This is a genomic window from Saccharopolyspora sp. NPDC000995 (genome assembly GCF_053599315.1).
On the sequence record NZ_JBSFLZ010000019.1, the window covers coordinates 16392 to 33494 of the forward strand.

Below are 17103 nucleotides of genomic sequence, written 5' to 3' on the forward strand. Positions count from 1 at the left end.
ACGGCGGCAGCATCGCGGGTGCCGCTCGGGCAGTGGGGGTTAAACCGCCATTGGCGTGGAGGTCCGTTCGCTTCGCGCCAGCGACGCCAGGTGCACCGCCGTCGCACAGCGAGTGCCCGAGCAGCCTCTATCGTCCCGAAAAGTGCACGCGGGGATTTTGTTCCCCAGGGGTGCACCGGGTTGGTCGGTCGCGCTGGCAGGATGGGTTCTGTGTTGTTGATGGGACTCAGCGGTGGGATCGGTTCGGGGAAGTCGACGGTCGCTCGGCGGTTGGTTGAGCGAGGCGCGGTGCTCGTCGATTCCGACGTGCTGGCCAGGGAGGTCGTGAAGCAGAGCACTCCGGGGCTGGCCGAGCTCGTCGAGCGGTTTGGGGACGACATCCTGGACTCCGGCGGCGCGCTGAACCGGTCGGCGTTGGCGGCGAAGGTCTTCGGCGACAGCGACGCCCGCGCGGACCTCAACGCGATCACGCACCCCAAGATCCGCGAACTGACCGCCGAGCGGATCGCGCAGGCACCTGCGGACGCGGTCGTCGTGCACGATGTTCCGCTGCTGGTCGAGGCTGGCTACGCGGCGAACTACCACCTGGTGGCCATTGTTGGTGCGCCGGAACCGGTCCGGGTGCGGCGGCTGATCGACCGCGGTCTGGCGGAGGACGACGTGCGCGCCCGCATCGCCGCGCAGGCCACCGATGAGCAGCGGCGCGAAGTCGCGGACGTCTGGCTGGACAACAGCGGTTCGGTCGAGGAGATCAACGCCCAGGTCGATGCGCTGTGGCAGGACCGGCTGGTGCCGTTCGAGGAGAACGTTCGGCTGCGGCGGCCTGCGCCGGAGCGGGCCCCGAAGCTGGTCGATGCGGATCCGGACTGGCCGCGGCAGGCGCGGCGGCTGATCGCCCGGATCGAGCGGGCGGCGGGCGACAAGGCGGTGCGGGTAGACCACATCGGCTCCACCTCGGTGCCGGGCCTGCCCGCGAAGGACGTCATCGACCTGCAGATGACGGTGCGATCGCTGGACGATGCTGACGCGCTAGCCGAACCGCTGGCTGAGGCCGGTTTCCTGGTGCATCCGGACGTCCGCAGGGACAACCCGCACACCTTCGCGCCGGACCCGGCGCTCTGGCAGAAGCGAATCCACAGGTCGGCCGATCCGGGCCGCTACGTGAACTTGCACCTGCGCGTCGACGGTTCTCCTGGGCAGCGCACCGCGCTGATCTTCCCGGCCTGGCTGCGCGCCGATCGGGCGGCCCGCGACGAGTACCTCGAACTCAAGCGGAAAGTCGCCGTGGAACACGCCAACGACGCGGACCTCAGAGCATACGCCGACGCCAAGGAGCGCTGGCTCGTCGAAGCCGTCCCCAAGGCCTGGCAGTGGGCCGAAAGCACCGGCTGGACCCCTTGATCGGCAAAAGGCGGCGGGTTCAGCCGATGAGTGGTAGTCGGAGTGCTCGCCGCGATCGCACTCGCCGCCTGCGCAGCTGCGGCTGACGCCCAGCTTCGAGGTCATCGACGTGCTGGTGCCGCTGGCCGTGGCGAGGATGGCCACCGCGGTTTTCCTGGAGCTGCGTAGTGAGAGCGAACGCCGAGCGGAGCTGATCGGCCAGTTCGTGGGGCGCGGGGCGAGTTGGCCGAGGCCAAGCGAGAGGCGGGCATCAGCTGGGAGCGCGAGCGGCTGGCCCGCGAGATCCACGACACCATCGTCCAAGGCTTGTCCAGCATCCGGATGCTGCTGCAAGCGGCCGAGCGCGGTGGTGACCTGAACGAACACATGCGGCGGGTGGAGGAGGTCGCCGAGGACAACTTGGCGGAGGCCCGCCTGTTCGTGCGCGAGCTCGCGCCGACGGCGCTGGAGCTGCAGCCGAAGCCCTGCGCGAGCTGGCCGACCTGACTGCGGTGGAGTCCGGCGTCGAGGTCCGCTTCGAGGTGGTGGGCGATCCGTTGCCGACCAGCGCGGACGCCGGCGCCGTGCTGCTGCGGGTGGCTCAGGGTGCGCTGGCCAACGGTCTTCAGTCTCAGCTGATGTGACACGGATTGTGTCTCGCAGCAAGTGACACCCGGGTCTGGTGGTGGTGTGCGATCTGCCGCCTGATTGGCGTTGTGGTGTTCTGCCATGACGCCTAAACGAGCGATCATGCAGCTGATGGAGGCGATGCGCTGGCCAACGTCCGGGGGCACAGCGCGGCCCGCATCGCCACCGTGACGTTGTCCTATTTGGACGATGAAGTGACCCTCGACGTGCGCGATGATGGCACCGGTTCGACCCGGCGGGCCCGCGCTCTGGGGCGGTCGCGGCTACGGGTTGCCCGGGATGCGGGCGAGGGTGGCGGAGTCGGGCACGCTGGCGGTGGAGAGCCAGCCGGGAGAGGGCACGGCCGTGGCGGCGACACTGCCGGTGAGAGGGATCTCGTGACGGACGTGTTCCGGGTGCCAAGGAACTGGCCCGGAAGCTGTTCAGCAGTGGGGCGATGGTGAAGACGCACCCGGTGCACGTCTACCCGAAGCTCGGCGTGGACAGCCGGACGGCGGCGGTGAGCGCGGCAGTGGAACGCCGCCCCATCCGCCTCGACGGCCGCCCGCCCCGCTGACCGGTCGCCGCGGTTGAAGGCCTGCGGGTGGTCCGGGTGCCAAAGCGCATCCGAACGCGCTCACGGGTGCTGACCGGCGCCGATTCTGGTCACCAGATCTGGAAGATGCCCCGGTGGGCGAGCCATTGGTTGATGTCCCGGTGGCGGGTGACCTCGTCCAGCGTGCGGTGCACCGTCCGCAGCGCGTAGTCCGCCTCACTGAGCCGGATCAGGCCGCTGCCCACCGCTGCGGCGAACTCGGTGGCGTGGGTGATCCGCGCCCGGCCGTGGTCCCCGACCTCCAGGCCGAGCAGCAGATCGGTCGTCGTCCACGATCTGGTCTTGCGCTCGATGTGGACCGCGGTGAGCATGCTCGGTCCCGGGCGGGAGTGCCTGCGGCGCGGGCGGTAGCGGGTCAGCCGCAGCCCGAGGTCGGGCAGCAGCCAGGTGATCTCGGTGTCGTGGTCCGGGGCCTCCGGCGTCGGGCACTCCACTGCGAGTCCCCAGCGCTCGACGTGGCAGACCTCCAACTGCGCGACGCTGCCGGAAGGTTGCCTGCGCTGCGAGCTGAAGATGTCGATAACTTCAACCAATTGGGGAGAAAACGCAGCGGTCACGACTTCAGACAGTAATGGTAAAACCGGCTTCGAAGATCGGCAGGACCGGTTTTTAACGTAACTTTTCGGGGCTCGTCGAGTATCGATTCGGTACGTGGGTGGACTGTCACCGGGATGGCGGTAGCGACTGCTGGCCGGGTACGGGATCTTCGACGGGTTGCCCGCGCCATGACAGCTCGATCCCGTTGTCGCGCAACCACTTCGGCAGGTCGTACCGGTGCCGGGCGAGCCCGTCGACGGCGTTGCACGCGCGCCTCATCGCGCGCTCCGCGGTTTCCGCGTCCAGCAGGTCCGCCCGCACGGCGACCACGAATTCGTCGATGTCCAACAGCTCCACCGCGCGCCGGTCCCGCACCGCGATGTCGAGGTAGTGGTCGACCGTCCGCCATTGCTTTTCGCCCGGCTCGATGTCCGCCACATCGAGGTAGAAGTCCGTGTCGCCCTTATGCCCGGGGTGCCCGTACCAGCGGGTCACGCGCAACCCGAGATCGGGCAGCAGCCAGGATTCGAGGGCGGCTATGCGGGGATGCCCCGGGGTCGGGCGGGCCAGGTACAGCCCGAAGGGCGCACGCTCGTAATGCGTCACGGCACGCACGTGGCCCTTGGGGTCAGTGTTGGTGTTGGCGACCAGGTCGAAGACCTCGACCTTGGGCGGGTGGACGGGCAGGCCGAGCTGTTCGGCGATCTCGCGCTGCGTGGTCACCCTGCCACTGTATGCGGGCGGGCGCGACGTCCGAAGGTCGTCGCGCCCGCTATTTCTTCACCACTTGTGATCCTTCACCTCCGATCGGCCGGGGTCAGGTCATTGCGCGGGTGGCGTAGGCCGGAGCCATGGTGCCAAGCCCCGCGAGGACCAGGATCGCTCCACCGATCACGTTGCACAGGACGCTGCTGGTCATGATGGCTGTCCCGTTTATCACGAACACGGCCACGATTGTCCACACACCCAGCACCGGAACGGTCCAGGCGATGCCGTGCGTGCGGTGGTAGGCGGCCGCGAACGAAAGCCCGAGAACGGTCGCGGTCAGCCCGGTGACCAGGTTGTTCACCATCAACGACAGCGTCATTGTGTGAAAGCCGGTGATCCACGGCGACAATGCGACGAACAGGCCACCGAGCACGGTGAAGCCGTCCGCCACCTGAGCGGTGGGAGTTTCCGCGGCCCGCTCGTAGCGCAGGCGCATCTCGGTGAGATCCGGATGCCCAGCGATAGGTGCGTTGCTCGACATCACACCACCTCCTGCACTGGGGTGACGTATCTCATTATCGGCCCTGGTGGCCGTTTGGGCACCCCGTGACGCAGCATGATGTCGGGGCGGGCTCGTACATTGGTTGTCGTGGCATTCGCGACTGAGCACCCCGTCCTGGCCCAATCCGAGTTCCGGCCGGTCAGCGACATTCCGCGGATCGACGGCCGGTTCCGCATGGTCAGCGACTACGAGCCGGCTGGCGACCAGCCGCAGGCGATCGAGGACCTGGAGCGGCGAATCAACTCCGGCGAGAAGGACGTCGTGCTGCTGGGCGCCACCGGCACCGGCAAATCGGCTACCACCGCCTGGCTGATCGAGCGCATCCAGCGGCCCACCCTGGTGCTGGAGCCGAACAAGACGCTGGCCGCCCAGATGGCCAACGAGCTGCGCGGTTTCTTCCCGGACAACGCCGTCGAGTACTTCGTCAGCTACTACGACTACTACCAACCCGAGGCGTACGTCCCCCAGACCGACACCTACATCGAGAAGGACTCGTCGATCAACGAGGACGTCGAGCGGCTGCGCCACTCCGCCACGTCGAACCTGCTCAGCCGCCGCGACTGCGTGGTCGTCTCGTCGGTGTCCTGCATCTACGGCCTGGGCACCCCGCAGTCGTACCTGGACCGGTCCATCCCGCTGGAGATTGGCGGCGAGATCGACCGGGACGTGTTCCTGCGCGCGTTGGTGGACGTGCAGTACACCCGCAACGACATCGCCTTCGCCCGCGGCACCTTCCGGGTGCGCGGCGACACCGTGGAGATCATCCCGGCCTATGAGGAGCTCGCGGTGCGGGTGGAGTTCTTCGGCGACGAGATCGACCGGCTTCACTACCTGCACCCGCTGACCGGCGAGACCGTGCGCGAGGTGCGCGAACTGCGGATCTTCCCGGCGACGCACTACGTGGCCGGCCCGGACCGGATGGAGAAGGCCATCCGCGGCATCGAGGCCGAGCTGGAGGAGCAGCTGGGCAAGCTGGAGAAGCAGAACAAGCTGCTGGAGGCGCAGCGGCTGCGGATGCGCACCCAATACGACATCGAGATGATGCGCCAGGTCGGGTTCTGCTCCGGCATCGAGAACTACTCCCGGCACATCGACGACCGCCCGGCCGGTTCGGCGCCCGCGACGCTGATCGACTACTTCCCGGACGACTTTCTGCTGGTCATCGACGAGTCGCACTACACGGTGCCGCAGATCGGCGGCATGTACGAGGGCGACGCGTCCCGCAAGCGGACCCTGGTCGAGCACGGCTTCCGGTTGCCCAGCGCGCTGGACAACCGGCCGCTGACCTTCGAGGAGTTCAGCGACCGGATCGGCCAGACGGTGTACCTGTCGGCGACGCCTGGACCGTACGAGATGGCGCAGGCCGGCGGCGAGTTCGTTGAGCAGGTGATCCGCCCGACCGGGCTGATCGACCCCGAGGTGATCGTCAAGCCCACGGAAGGCCAGATCGACGACCTGGTGCACGAGATCCGGGAGCGCGCCGACCGCGACGAGCGGGTGCTGGTCACCACGTTGACCAAGAAGATGGCCGAGGACCTCACCGACTACCTGCTCGAACTGGGCATCCGGGTGCGCTACCTGCACTCCGAGGTCGACACCTTGCGGCGGGTCGAGCTGCTGCGGCAGCTGCGACTGGGTGAGTACGACGTGCTGATCGGCATCAACCTTCTGCGCGAGGGCCTGGATCTGCCGGAGGTCTCCCTGGTGTCGATCCTGGACGCCGACAAGGAGGGCTTCCTGCGTTCCGGCACCAGCCTGGTGCAGACGATCGGCCGCGCGGCCCGGAACGTGTCTGGCCAGGTGCACATGTACGCCGACCGGATCACCGACTCGATGCAGCACGCCATCGACGAGACCAATCGGCGCCGCGCCAAGCAGATGGCCTACAACGAAGAGCACGGCATCGATCCGCAGCCGTTGCGCAAGAAGATCGCCGACATCCTGGACCGGGTGTACTCGGAGTCCGAGGACACCGAGGAGTCGGTGGCCGTCGGCGGTTCCGGCCGCAACGTCTCGCGTGGCAAGAAGCCGACCGGGGAGGCCGTGGCCAGCGCCGGGTTGCTGGCGGACCGCGACATCAAGTCGATGCCGCGCGCCGAGCTTGCGGACCTGGTCCAGCAGCTCAACGACCAGATGATGAACGCGGCCCGGGAGCTGCAGTTCGAGCTGGCCGCGCGGCTGCGCGACGAGATCCACGACCTCAAGAAGGAAATCCGGGGCATGGACGCCGCAGGCATCAAGTGACGGTCATGCCTGCGTGAACGCCGCGAGCTCGCGTCACTCCGGCAGCGGAGTCCACCGGGGGCAGCGGTTAGCACCTGCAGGCAGACGCGGACGGCACCGGCCCGGAGGTGCTCCTGCACCTGCTCGGCGATGGATTGGATGTCGCGGCCGGCGACGATCGCGTCGACCAGCCGGTCGCTGCCGTCGTCGGATGCCTCGGCTTGGCGAAGCCGAGGCCCGGCAGGTTGCTGCGCTGGTGCGGGCTGACCAGGTAGCCGCCGGCGTGTTCGCGCTGCGTCCGGCGGCGCGCTCCGGGTCTGGGTCGAGGGCCACGGCCTGCTCGACGGCGAGTACGCGTCCGGCCCCACGCGCTCGCGGACCGTCGCGGTGTTCGACGCGTGCAAGAGGTATGCCCCAGGTCCGTTCGGCGGCTAGATCGAGCATCGTCGGCTCCAGCGCCGCGCGGACCCGCCGGGGCGGCACCCCTGCGGCGGCGTTGAGCGGGACTCAGTCCAGGTTGTCTAGGTCGTCGCGCATGTCCGACACACCGCTTTGCCGCTGTGTGGAATCCGGTAGCCGCTGGTCTCGGTCGGCGAGCCCGCCGCCTGATCAGAACTCGATTTGCGTCGGCGATCTCGACTACGGTGATCGCAGTCGTGTATTCGTCAGGTCGACAACTGGGGAGTCGTCGTGCGAGTCGTCATCATCGGTAGCGGGATCGCGGGCATGGCTGCCGCATTAGCGCTGGACAAAGCTGGGATCGACGTGAGCGTGCACGAGGCGCACCCGTGCAGCGGGGCGGACATCGGGGCGTTCCTGACGGTGGCGGCCAACGGCATGCGGTCGCTGCGCCAGCTCGATGTCGTCCCGGAAGTGGGCTTCCCATTAACGTCGCTGCGCCTCACCGGCAGCGACGGAGCGGAGTTGGGTTCGTCTGCTCTTGACGACGGCTATCGCTGCGTTCGCCGCGCCGAGTTGTGCGATCTGCTGCGCTTGGAGGTCCACCGCCGAGGTCTCCCCGTCGAGTACGGCGCGCGCTTCGTCGACGCGGAGCACCACGGCGACCAGCTGACGGCGCGGTTCACCGATGGGCGGGCGATCGTCGGCGATCTGCTCATCGGCGCCGACGGGCTGAACTCCGCGGTGCGCGCGTTGATCGACCCCGTGCCGAAGCGCTATGTGGGCCAGCAGGTCTTCTACGGCTACTCCGACAGCGCCGAGCCGCCGCACGAGCCGGGGCGCATCGACATGGTCCGGGGTAGCGGCAGCGCATTCGGCTACGCGGTCTCGCCGCAGGGCCGGACTTTCTGGTTCAGCAGGGTCCCGGCGCGGCCGCTGGACGGCACGGAGGGCCCGGACGCCATGCGCGACCGACTGCTTGCGGTACTGCGGCGGGACGCGACCCCGACTGCGGACATCGTCGCGGCCACCGATGACGTGCTCGCCACCAATGCCCACGACCTGGTGCCGACCCCGCGCTGGCGCAAGGGCCGCATGCTGCTCATCGGCGACGCGGTCGGCACACGCAGCGTCGCCGGCGACGGGCCAGGGTGCTTCTATGGCGTTCGAGGATGCGGTGATCCTGGCCAAGGCATTGCGCGACCATGGCAGGATTGATGCCTACGAGTGTCTGCGTAGACCAAGGGTCGAGCGAAACATCGTCCGCAGTGCGCAGCAGAGCACCACACTGATGCCCGACCACGCGGAACGCCCTGAAGAGGTCGAGCGACTGCGGCAGCGCCACGCCGAAGCGCCGCCCGACGGCGACCCGGCCCGATGGCTGGACTGGAACACCGAACTGCCCGTGTGAAGGCGCTGCCGGCAGTCGCCGCTGCGTCGGGCGATCCGCTGCTCTCGCGATGACTTGCCGGAGACTGACGTCGCTCTGGGTGGAGGGTGGCCGTCGGATACCAGTTTCGTTGGCACCAGGGTTCGGCGAGTACCGCCGTCCGCCTGATCGGCGCTTGATGAAGCACACCCGCTCGCCACGCAGTCATGCGTCAGGGCGTACTCGCGCACAGCCCGCACCGAGTCGTGTTGACCGTGCCGGGTTGATGTTCGTGTGCTGTGCCCGCGTGATCAGTCCACGTTGCACACACCCCCATTCCAGCCCTGGAATCAGAGCTGAAAGGGGCGGTGTTCAATTGATCAGTGGCGTCGATGCGCGAACAATGGCGTGACTGCGACGGTCACGCCATTTTCGGCGTGCACCGGCAGGTGCACCAGCGCCATCGTGAGTTCGCCGCGCTGCACGCCAGCGAGCAGGTCGTTGTTGCCGCTCGGCCAGCGCTTGAGCCGCACTCGGTGGCGCATTCGTCGTCGCGAACGCCTTGAGCCGCAGCCGCACCGATGAGTCCAGGCCGGGCGCGATGCCGATGCAGACGACGGCGGGATGCGGGCCGACCGCCTCGCGCAGCCGACGCGGGATGTTGAAGAAGCGGCAGAGCACGTACTTGACGATCGGCTGCGGGGTCGCACCGGCGCCGGTCAGCTGCACGGGGTGCGAGTCCCGCTCGAAGGGCACCGCGCCGAGGTCGCGTCCCAGGTCCCGAAGTCGCTGGCTCAGCGGCGAGGTCGCCATGTGCAGCCTTCGGGCGGCCTTGGAGAAAGGCAGATTCTACGCAACCGACCCGAAATACCGCAGGCGAAAATTTCCATCGACCTGCAGGTCTCCGCCGATCGTGTGGTCGAACGCGGCCGGGTGGGTGACGGATCTTGGAGGTGATAATCACCTAGGCTTGCTTGCTTGCTTGCCTGCGCGGCAGAATGTTGCGCTATGTAACGGAATTCGACGAAAACGCCTGTTCTGTCACCTCAAAGGAGGTACCCATAAGAAGTAAGGAGGACTAGCTTTTCCTTACTTTTCGTAGTCGAACGTAAGCAATGGGCCACCGCGGATCGGAGATGCGCATGAACGCCGCCCTGCCGCTTCGGGTCCCCGTCCTCGAACGTCGTCGACCTGATCGCGTCAAGGGCGACGAATCTCCGGTGTCCGATGCGGCGCCGTCGGCGCTTCCGCTCGCCGGCTGGGCATCGTCGCCCCCGTCGTGCCGGTTCGGCCGGCGGCAGGCATTCGCGGGCCGAGTGGCCTTCGGCCGTGGAGCCGCCTTTACGCCGTAGGACGCTCCGTAACTCACCTGCGTGGAACCCCGTCCTGCAGGGATTTTTCGCACCCGACTTCCGGAATCCGGCGAGAACCAAGCCCCAGCCTGGCCGGCTTCCCTCGTCGTGGTGCCTTGAAGATCGTGTGCTGAGCGGTCCTCATAGGAGGGATGTATGGACTCGACCGATAATGGCGCGCCGCACCTTGGTGCCGTGTCGGACATGCTGGAGTTCTTACGGAGGTACAGCAGGGAAAGACTCGACTCACGGAGGATGGACGAGCGCCGGTCGTTCTCGACATCGTTGGTGCCGGACTTCGCTGCTGCCGGACTGTTCGGCCTGCAGATCCCCAAGGCGTTCCAGGGGCAGGAACTCTCGCATTCCGACGCTCTCCGGGTGATGACGCAACTCGGTGCGATCGACGCGAACCTGATGGTCCTGATGGCTGTGCACAACACCCTCGGCGTCCCGCCGGTTCAGCACTTCGCCCGCGAGCACGTGAAAGCGGCGGTCCTGCCCGAGCTGGCTCAGGGGAAGCGGTTGATCACGAGCGCCATCAGCGAACCTGGCATGGGGTCGCACGTGCGCGCCATCACGTCGCGCGCGGCCAAGGAGCCGGATGGGTCCTACGTGATCAACGGCAACAAGCAGTGGATCAGTTTGGGCGCCGATGCCTCCTACGTCAACGTGTTCGCCCGGCTGACCAATGAACTCGGCCAGGACGTGGGTATCACCGGCTTCGTGGTCGATACCGCAACCCCGGGATTCGTGGGTGGGCCGGAGGTGATCACCCTCGGGCTGAAGGCGGTGCCGCAGAACAGCCTGGACTTCCGGAACCTGAGGGTGCCCGCCCAGGCCCTGCTGGGCGTCGAGGGCGAGGGGCTGCTCGCCGCGAAGACCGCGTTCACGCAGGGCCGGGTCACCCTCGCGGCGGGTGCTCTGGGGGCGATGATGCGGTCGCTGGAGCTCGCGCATCGCTTCGCCCGGCGACGCGAGGTCGCCACGGGGAATCTGGCGGAGAACGGCCGGATCCAGCAAATCCTCGCCGAATGCGCGGCCGCCACGCAGGCCGTCGAAGCGCTCGTCCAGCACATCGCCGGCCGGATGGACGCAGCGGAACGCGTTCCGGAGGAACTGTACTTCGTCGCGAAGATCCTCGGGTGCGAGCTCATGTTCCAGGTGGTGGACCAGTGCCTGCAGCTGCTCGGCGCGCGCGGCTTCGTCGACACCAACGTCGTCGGCCAGTTCTTCCGCGACTACCGGCTGTTCCGGATCTTCGAGGGCTCGACCGAGGCAGTTACCGTCTACTTGGGAACCAAGTTCCTCGTCGCACCCGAGAAGCTCGGCGCGCTGCTCGACGAGGTCGACGCGGCGCCGCATTTGCACGAATACGCATCCGGGATTGCCAAGCTGGCCGCCGCGCCAATCATGGACGCGAAGCATCGACACGTGGTCGCCAATGCCGTGGGCGAAATGGCATGTTGGACGCTTCTCGCCGGCCTGACCAGCGAGACCAGGTACCGGTCCGACATGAACGCCCGCACCGCGGCGTGGTGCGAGCAGCGTCTGCGCGAGCGCCTGCGCACTGCGGAGCTTGACCTGCCCTTCGCGGACCTGCCCACTGCCGACGAGATCGCTGGGCACATCGCCGGTTATGAAGACGTCATTGGCAATGTCGAACAGCGCCGCCCAGGCGATCAGCACGATCTCGATGTGCTGCTGCGGCGCGGCTGACAGCCGACGTGAACGGGGGAGGCCGCACGCAACCGCGTGCGGCCTCCCCCGTTCATGGACTCAGATCCCCTGAATCTCCTGCTCGCGCTGGTGGATCAACTGCACGCCTTCGCTGGCGAGCGTTTTGATGGCGTGCAGGCCGTCGCGGCCCCAAGGGCGCGGCTCGGTGTCGATGACACAGAGCGTGCCGAGAGGAACGCCGGTGCGGTCGATCAGCGGCGCCCCCAGGTACGAGCGCACGTTCATCCGGTCCACGACGTCGTTGCCCGCGAAACGCGGGTAGTCGCAGACGTCCTCCAGGACCAGCGCCATACCCCGGGCGATGACGTGCGGGCAGTACCCGGTCTCCAACGGAGCGGATCGAGGATCGGGGTCGGCCGCTTCGGGCGCTGCGTTCACCGACCAGAGCCCGCCCAGGTACTGGTGCCTGTCGGTGATGAAGTTGACCATCGCGTTGGGGACGCCGAGGGTCTTCGCGACGTGCTTGGCGAATGCATCGAATTCCGGTTCGGCCTGCTCGCCAAGCCCGAGTTGACGCAAGCGCGCCGCTCGCTGCGGCCCGTTGTTGTCTACAGGGCTGAAGTGGCGGTGGCCGGCCGCGTCGAAAGTGGTCACGAGGGCTCCGTTTCCGCTGTGCGTATTTCGTCTACAAAGGACGGTTTATGAGAACGTGCTTGGTCAGGCGGGCCAGCACCGACGCCGCCGAGCGCCGGTCGCGGGCGTCGCACGTGACGATCGGCACGTGCGGTTTGATATCCAGCGCCTCCCGAACCTCTTCCGGTTCGTAGTGGAAGCCGCCGGAGAAATGGTTGACCGCGACGAGGAAGTCGATGCCGCGCCGTTCGAAGAACTCGACTGCGGCGAAGCAATCCTCCAGCCTGCGGGTGTCGGCGAGCACGACCGCGCCGAGCGCGCCGTTGACCAAGTCATCCCACATGAACCAGAACCGCTCCTGCCCGGGGGTGCCGAACAGGAAAAGCACGATGTTCTGCGGGTCGAAGGTGATGCGCCCGAAGTCCATCGCGACGGTGGTGGTGGTCTTGTCGCCAACCCCGGCCAGGTCATCGGTGCCGATGCTGGCGATGGTCAGCGTTTCCTCCGTCGTCAGCGGTTCGATCTCGCTGACCGACCGGACGAAGGTGGTCTTCCCGACGCCGAACCCGCCCGCGACGAGGAACTTGAAGGCGGTCGGGAACAGCTCAGAGTTGTTGGAGACCACGGAGCAACGCCTCCAGCTGTGCTCGGTCGGGCATGTCATCGGGCAGTCGGGTGGTGATGGCTCCCCAGTCGATGAGGTCGGAGAGCAGGACCTTGGTGACCACGGCGGGCTGGTGCAGGTGCGCCGAAACCTCGGCGACCGATGTGGCGAACCGGCAGAGCTCGAGCATCTTGGCGTGCATCGGCTCAATTCGCTCGGGCGTCATCCGGCCGGTGGACCGGACCATCGACTGCAGCGTCAGCGTGGCGCTCGGCTTGGTCCGGCCGTTGGTGAGCGAGTACGGGCGCAGCAGCGGCCCGGCCTCATTGTCGACCCAGGGTTTGTCTGGCGGAATCGACATCATCATCCACCCATCTCGCCCGCGCGTGATGCGGCGGTGGGCTGCCGCATGGGCGTGGTGAGGTGGGACGGGACCTTCTTGACCAGCTGCGCGATCTCGTAACCAAGCACGCTGGCGTCGGCTTCCTGGTAGGCGAGGACGACGAGGACCGCACCGGGACCGGCTGCCGAGACGAAGAACACGAGGTCGTCGAACTCCACCACGACCTGGCGCATCCCGTCACCCGCGCCGAAGCGCAACCCGCCGTTACGGGCGAGGGAGGACTGCGCGGCGGCCCACGCGGCGAGCGCGTCCGCCTCGTCGGCATCCAGGCCGTGGTAGTACCGCTTGAGCCCGTCCGTGGACGCCAGCAGGGCACAACGGGTGTGCGGAACCCGCCGGAGCAGGTTGGCGAGCAACCAACCGAGGTCCGATGTCTGGCCAGCGGGCAGGTCATTGGCCATGGGTAAACGTCTCCTTGAGATCAATGCGATGCGAAGAGGTGGCATTGCACCCATGCGGGTCAAGCGCTGTGGTCGCCCGGATCATCGCCGTCGCTGGTGCCGCCCTGGACGCCTTTCCGGTAAGCCGCCCACAACCCGGGATTCGGTCCGCTACGCGGTCCGTCGGAGTTCTTGGGCCCGTTGGCGAGCTCGGGCACCACGTACGTCTTGGAGCGATCGCGCTTGGGCAGCGGGGGACGCTCGCTGTTGGCTGGGTTCTGGGCGGGCGCCTCCCCGGCCGCAGCGGTCTCGGGCACGACTCCTTTTTGCCGTCCGTACCGCGCACCGTTGGAAGCACCGTTCGACGCGGTGGGCGGTTCCACATCGAGGTGGCCGAGCAGGCTGTGCTGCTCCGGGCGAGGAGCCCGGTGCGCCCCGCGCCGCCCGCTGGAGCGATCCCGGTCGGGCGTCTCGAACGAGTTGAGCGCCGCGAAGGTCTGCGTGTCCGCCACGGACAGCGCTGGAACGGCGGCACGGCTCGACGCTGGCTCCAGCTCCGTCTCCAGCTCCAGCTTCGGCCTCGGCTGCCGCTTCGGGGTGGCGACGGGGGTCGGTGCGGCGACCGGATTCGGTGCGGCGACCGGCCTCGAAGCGGACTCGGCCGCCGCGGGAGGCTGCTCCGGCTCCTCTTCCTCATCGCCAAGCAGGCTGTTGGGGATCACGACGTGGGCGTCGGTGCCGCCATACATGTTGTTCTCGAGCTCGACGGCGACGTGGTGCCGCTCGGAGAGCTGGGCGACCACGTACAGGCCGATTCGCCCGTCCTTGAGCCGCTCGTCGCGGTCGACCGCGCCGGGATCGCCGAGCAGCGTGTTCAGCGTCGCCCGCTCGCCCTGCTCGATGCCCAGCCCGCGGTCCCGGATGTCGATGGCCAGCCCGGCGGTGACCCGCTGGGTGCTGACCGTGACCTGCGTGTCGGGCTCCGAGAAGGCGGTGGCGTTCTCGACGAGCTCGGCGATCAGGTGGATCACGTCGGCGACGGCGTGGCCGTGGAGGGTGCCGTCGACCGGCGGCAGCACCTTGACCCGGGCGTAGTGCTCGACCTCGGCGACGGAGGACCGCAGAACGGTGTACATCGGCACCGGTCGGCTCCACTGCCGCCGCGGCATCGAACCGCCCAGCACGGCGAGGCTTTCCGCCTGCCGGCGCATGCCGGTCACGAGGTGGTCGACCGCGAACAGGCCCTTGAGCAGGTCCGGGTCCTCCACCTGCTGCTCGAGCTCGTCGAGCCGCTGGATCGCCCGGTGTGCGAGGGACTGGACGCGCCGCGCGATGTTCGCGAACACCGCGACGCCGGGATCAGTACCTATGGCGGCATCAAAACCTGCACCGGAAGCCTGCTGCATGCGGGCCACGGCGAACTCCGCTGCGGCCTGCGCCTGCCGGATCTCGTAGGAGAGCAGCTCGAAGGGATGGCTGCCCGCGGCGGGTTCGTCGGCTGGCCAGCGCGGCGCGGGGTGCTCGCCCGCGCGGACCTGCTCGACCAACTTGGGGAACTCGGTCTTGCCCTGCTCGACGGTGGAGCGCAGGGCGGTGATCCACTTCTGCGCGTGCTTCGTGGATTCGTCGAGCCGCCGTTGGGCGAGTGCGACGGAATCGTCGGCGTGATCTTCGATCGCGTTCGCCGTGGCGCGGGCGCGGAAGACGGCCGTGACCAGAATGATCACGCAACCTGCGAGACCGCCGCCGAGCACCGAGTACAGGAGCACGGGCTCGGGGTTCGTGGTCAGTACGGCTGCGGCGGCGATCCCCAACGCGGCCATGGCGCCCAAGTGGACCATGACCAGCCGCAACAACCGACTCCGCAGGTCGTCGTCCGTGCTGCGCCCCGAAGCCGGCGACTGCTCGGGATCCGTGGCGGGTAAAGGGAACTCAGACATCAGCGTCCTTGGTACGGGGGAATGATCGGCGACGGGCACGGGTGCCTGTGGTTGGGGCGTCACCGCTGGGACTACTGGAGCTCACTCATTGATCAACTAATCACCGATGGTGATCCTAGCGACATCAATGGCGGCTGAATAGGTAGGGGGTTTGACCCATTGGGACTCCGCGTATTACTGGCCGTGACATGGTGAAACTCTTCGTCGAACTGGCGGATTGTCCCGCCTCGAGAGGTTCGGTCGCGGCTTCCGCCGAAGGCCCGCGCGGTCACCGCGCGGCCCGGTCGGGCGAGTCTCGTCGATGTCTCGGGTTCTCCGCCGAGATGTGTCCTGACCGGCGGAGACGAGCGTTCGAGAGATCGTCCCGGCGAGCTTCGGCGGAGCGACCGACTGGCGATTGTGATCTTACATTACTCCATTCGGGTGTATCTTGATCCTGTGGTCGGATCCACCGGCGCGCGGCCGGCCCAATCGGAATGATCTTTTTCCGAATCGCAATTGACCCGAGCCTTTTGGCGTCCTGGCAGCATCCGAGTCGATTCCGCTGGTCGGCGATGGTCTGCGCCAATTGAAGTCAATCCAGGCCGGATTCTTCCCGGACCGGTTCGGCAACGAGTGCGATGCACCCCGCCAACAAGCGGAACCCCACGCCTGCGCATCGCCCAACGCACGGTCCGCAGGCGCACGCACGGGACGAGGCGGATGCAACGATCCACCGATCGGAAGCCGGGCCCAGTGCGGCTCGCCGGCGGGGTCCTCCGGGCGGCTGCAGCAACCCGGAGGACTCCCGGCCGACGGTCAGCTGGTGATGTCCTTCTTGTGGAAGCGCCAGATCGCGAGGGTGGTGAAAACCGCCGCGTACGCCAGGGCGGAGAAGGCCCCGTGCACCATCGCGGTCCAGTCGACGTCCTCGCTCAGCAAGTCCGAGTAGGCCGTCGAGTAGTGCGTCGGCAGGTAGTCTCGCAGGTCCCCGAGCGCCGTGATCTGGTCCAGGATCTCCGAGAGGATCGAGGCCACCACCGCGCCGCCGACCGCACCCAGCGGTGCGTCCGTGCTGACGCTCAGCAACAGCGCGAGCCCGGCGATCCAGGACAGGTGCACTGCCAGGTACGCGGTGCCCACCGCCAGGTTCACCACCCCGCCCGGGAACGGCACCGCCTCGCCGGTGGTGCTGATCAGGTCACCGCTGCCGAACCACACCAGCCCCACGCCCAGGGCGACCGCGGACAGCAGGATCAGCCCGAAACCCGACAGCAGCGCGGAAACCACGGCCTTCTGCCGCAGCAGCCGGGTGCGCGGGACCGGCGCGGCCAGCAAGTACTTCAGGCTCGACCAGGACGCTTCGCTGGCCACCGTGTCGCCGAAGAACAGCGCCACCACGACGACCAGCAGGAAGCCGGTCGACACGAACAGCGTGAACACCGCGAAGTTCAGGCCGCTGGCGGTGGCCATGTCCGCCAGGGTCCGGCCGCCGCGCCGACCGTCGTCACCGATCTCGAAGGCCAGCAACAGCAAGAAGGGCAGCACCACCAGGAAACCCAGCGCCAGCCGGGTGCGGCGGCGCCGCAGCTGGCGGGCCAGCTCCACCCGGACCGGCAGCGTCCGCTTCGCGCGGTAGCCCTCTACGCTGCCGTCGGGTTGGGACGAGTGGCGGCGGCCGGAGCGGACCATCGCCGTCTCGGCCGTGTCCAAC

The 17103-nt window shown here is 67.9% G+C and carries 17 protein-coding genes; 7 read left to right on the top strand and 10 right to left on the bottom strand.

Annotation, left to right across the window (positions count from 1 at the left end; all coding sequences use genetic code 11):
- Positions 1–210 precede the first annotated feature (210 nt).
- From coaE to ACWDKQ_RS09485, 4 genes are all read left to right on the top strand, one after another.
- Positions 211–1401 (top strand): dephospho-CoA kinase, encoded by a 1191-nt coding sequence (gene coaE, locus ACWDKQ_RS09470; protein WP_450138292.1) that lies wholly within the window; start codon positions 211–213, stop codon positions 1399–1401.
- Between the two features lie 222 nt (positions 1402–1623).
- Positions 1624–1887, top strand: a complete 264-nt coding sequence (locus ACWDKQ_RS09475) for a histidine kinase dimerization/phosphoacceptor domain-containing protein (protein ID WP_450138293.1) — start codon at positions 1624–1626, stop codon at positions 1885–1887.
- Between the two features lie 5 nt (positions 1888–1892).
- Positions 1893–2024, top strand: coding sequence for a hypothetical protein (locus ACWDKQ_RS09480; protein WP_450138294.1), 132 nt, complete (start codon positions 1893–1895; stop codon positions 2022–2024).
- A 220-nt stretch (positions 2025–2244) separates the two neighbouring features.
- Positions 2245–2409, top strand: a complete 165-nt coding sequence (locus ACWDKQ_RS09485) for a hypothetical protein (RefSeq protein ID WP_450138295.1) — start codon at positions 2245–2247, stop codon at positions 2407–2409.
- 264 nt (positions 2410–2673) lie between these two features.
- Here ACWDKQ_RS09485 and ACWDKQ_RS09490 read toward each other — a convergent pair whose 3' ends face one another.
- From ACWDKQ_RS09490 to ACWDKQ_RS09500, 3 genes are all read right to left on the bottom strand, one after another.
- Positions 2674–3180 (bottom strand): hypothetical protein, encoded by a 507-nt coding sequence (locus ACWDKQ_RS09490; protein ID WP_450138296.1) that lies wholly within the window; start codon positions 3178–3180, stop codon positions 2674–2676.
- A 106-nt stretch (positions 3181–3286) separates the two neighbouring features.
- Entirely contained in the window at positions 3287–3883 is a 597-nt protein-coding gene (locus ACWDKQ_RS09495; protein ID WP_450138297.1) for a DUF402 domain-containing protein, read from the bottom strand.
- Between the two features lie 94 nt (positions 3884–3977).
- Complete coding sequence (locus ACWDKQ_RS09500) at positions 3978–4409, bottom strand: SPW repeat protein (protein ID WP_450138298.1); 432 nt, start codon at positions 4407–4409, stop codon at positions 3978–3980.
- Between the two features lie 108 nt (positions 4410–4517).
- On the opposite strand from ACWDKQ_RS09500, the gene uvrB reads away from it, so the two are divergent.
- Positions 4518–6674, top strand: a complete 2157-nt coding sequence (gene uvrB / locus ACWDKQ_RS09505) for an excinuclease ABC subunit UvrB (protein WP_450138299.1) — start codon at positions 4518–4520, stop codon at positions 6672–6674.
- Between the two features lie 669 nt (positions 6675–7343).
- Entirely contained in the window at positions 7344–8270 is a 927-nt protein-coding gene (locus ACWDKQ_RS09510) for an FAD-dependent monooxygenase (protein WP_450138300.1), read from the top strand.
- A gap of 523 nt (positions 8271–8793) precedes the next feature.
- Here ACWDKQ_RS09510 and ACWDKQ_RS09515 read toward each other — a convergent pair.
- Positions 8794–9234 (bottom strand): hypothetical protein, encoded by a 441-nt coding sequence (locus ACWDKQ_RS09515; RefSeq protein WP_450138301.1) that lies wholly within the window; start codon positions 9232–9234, stop codon positions 8794–8796.
- A gap of 695 nt (positions 9235–9929) precedes the next feature.
- On the opposite strand from ACWDKQ_RS09515, the gene ACWDKQ_RS09520 reads away from it, so the two are divergent.
- Positions 9930–11489: an acyl-CoA dehydrogenase family protein gene (locus ACWDKQ_RS09520; protein WP_450138302.1), complete on the top strand. Its 1560-nt coding sequence runs from the start codon at positions 9930–9932 to the stop codon at positions 11487–11489.
- Positions 11490–11549: 60 nt separating this feature from the next.
- Here the strand turns inward: ACWDKQ_RS09520 and ACWDKQ_RS09525 are convergent, their stop codons facing one another.
- The 6 genes from ACWDKQ_RS09525 to ACWDKQ_RS09550 all read right to left on the bottom strand — a co-directional run bounded on the left by ACWDKQ_RS09525 (position 11550) and on the right by ACWDKQ_RS09550 (position 17081).
- Positions 11550–12104 carry a GAF domain-containing protein gene (locus tag ACWDKQ_RS09525; RefSeq protein WP_450138303.1) on the bottom strand — a complete coding sequence of 185 codons (555 nt, stop codon included), beginning with the start codon at positions 12102–12104 and terminating at the stop codon, positions 11550–11552.
- A gap of 31 nt (positions 12105–12135) precedes the next feature.
- Complete coding sequence (locus ACWDKQ_RS09530; RefSeq protein WP_450138304.1) at positions 12136–12708, bottom strand: GTP-binding protein; 573 nt, start codon at positions 12706–12708, stop codon at positions 12136–12138.
- Positions 12689–13048, bottom strand: a complete 360-nt coding sequence (locus ACWDKQ_RS09535) for a DUF742 domain-containing protein (RefSeq protein ID WP_450138305.1) — start codon at positions 13046–13048, stop codon at positions 12689–12691. Before ACWDKQ_RS09535 ends, ACWDKQ_RS09530 begins: the two co-directional genes overlap by 20 nt.
- Before the next feature lie 2 nt (positions 13049–13050).
- Positions 13051–13491 (bottom strand): roadblock/LC7 domain-containing protein, encoded by a 441-nt coding sequence (locus ACWDKQ_RS09540; RefSeq protein ID WP_450138306.1) that lies wholly within the window; start codon positions 13489–13491, stop codon positions 13051–13053.
- A gap of 59 nt (positions 13492–13550) precedes the next feature.
- On the bottom strand, positions 13551–15410 hold the full coding sequence (locus tag ACWDKQ_RS09545) for a sensor histidine kinase (RefSeq protein WP_450138307.1): 1860 nt from the start codon (positions 15408–15410) through the stop codon (positions 13551–13553).
- Positions 15411–16208: 798 nt separating this feature from the next.
- Positions 16209–17081, bottom strand: coding sequence for an ABC transporter permease (locus ACWDKQ_RS09550; protein ID WP_450138338.1), 873 nt, complete (start codon positions 17079–17081; stop codon positions 16209–16211).
- Between the last annotated feature and the right edge of the window lie 22 nt (positions 17082–17103).

Excerpts from the sequence above, each read along its gene's own strand:
- ACWDKQ_RS09485 (WP_450138295.1), top strand. The coding sequence starts at position 2,245 with ATGGCACCGGTTCGACCCGGCGGGCCCGCGCTCTGGGGCGGTCGCGGC.
- ACWDKQ_RS09500 (WP_450138298.1), bottom strand. The coding sequence starts at position 4,409 with ATGTCGAGCAACGCACCTATCGCTGGGCATCCGGATCTCACCGAGATG.
- ACWDKQ_RS09515 (WP_450138301.1), bottom strand. The coding sequence starts at position 9,234 with ATGGCGACCTCGCCGCTGAGCCAGCGACTTCGGGACCTGGGACGCGAC.
- ACWDKQ_RS09520 (WP_450138302.1), top strand. The coding sequence starts at position 9,930 with ATGGACTCGACCGATAATGGCGCGCCGCACCTTGGTGCCGTGTCGGAC.
- ACWDKQ_RS09535 (WP_450138305.1), bottom strand. The coding sequence starts at position 13,048 with ATGTCGATTCCGCCAGACAAACCCTGGGTCGACAATGAGGCCGGGCCG.
- ACWDKQ_RS09540 (WP_450138306.1), bottom strand. The coding sequence starts at position 13,491 with ATGGCCAATGACCTGCCCGCTGGCCAGACATCGGACCTCGGTTGGTTG.
- ACWDKQ_RS09545 (WP_450138307.1), bottom strand. The coding sequence starts at position 15,410 with ATGTCTGAGTTCCCTTTACCCGCCACGGATCCCGAGCAGTCGCCGGCT.
- ACWDKQ_RS09550 (WP_450138338.1), bottom strand. The coding sequence starts at position 17,081 with ATGGTCCGCTCCGGCCGCCGCCACTCGTCCCAACCCGACGGCAGCGTA.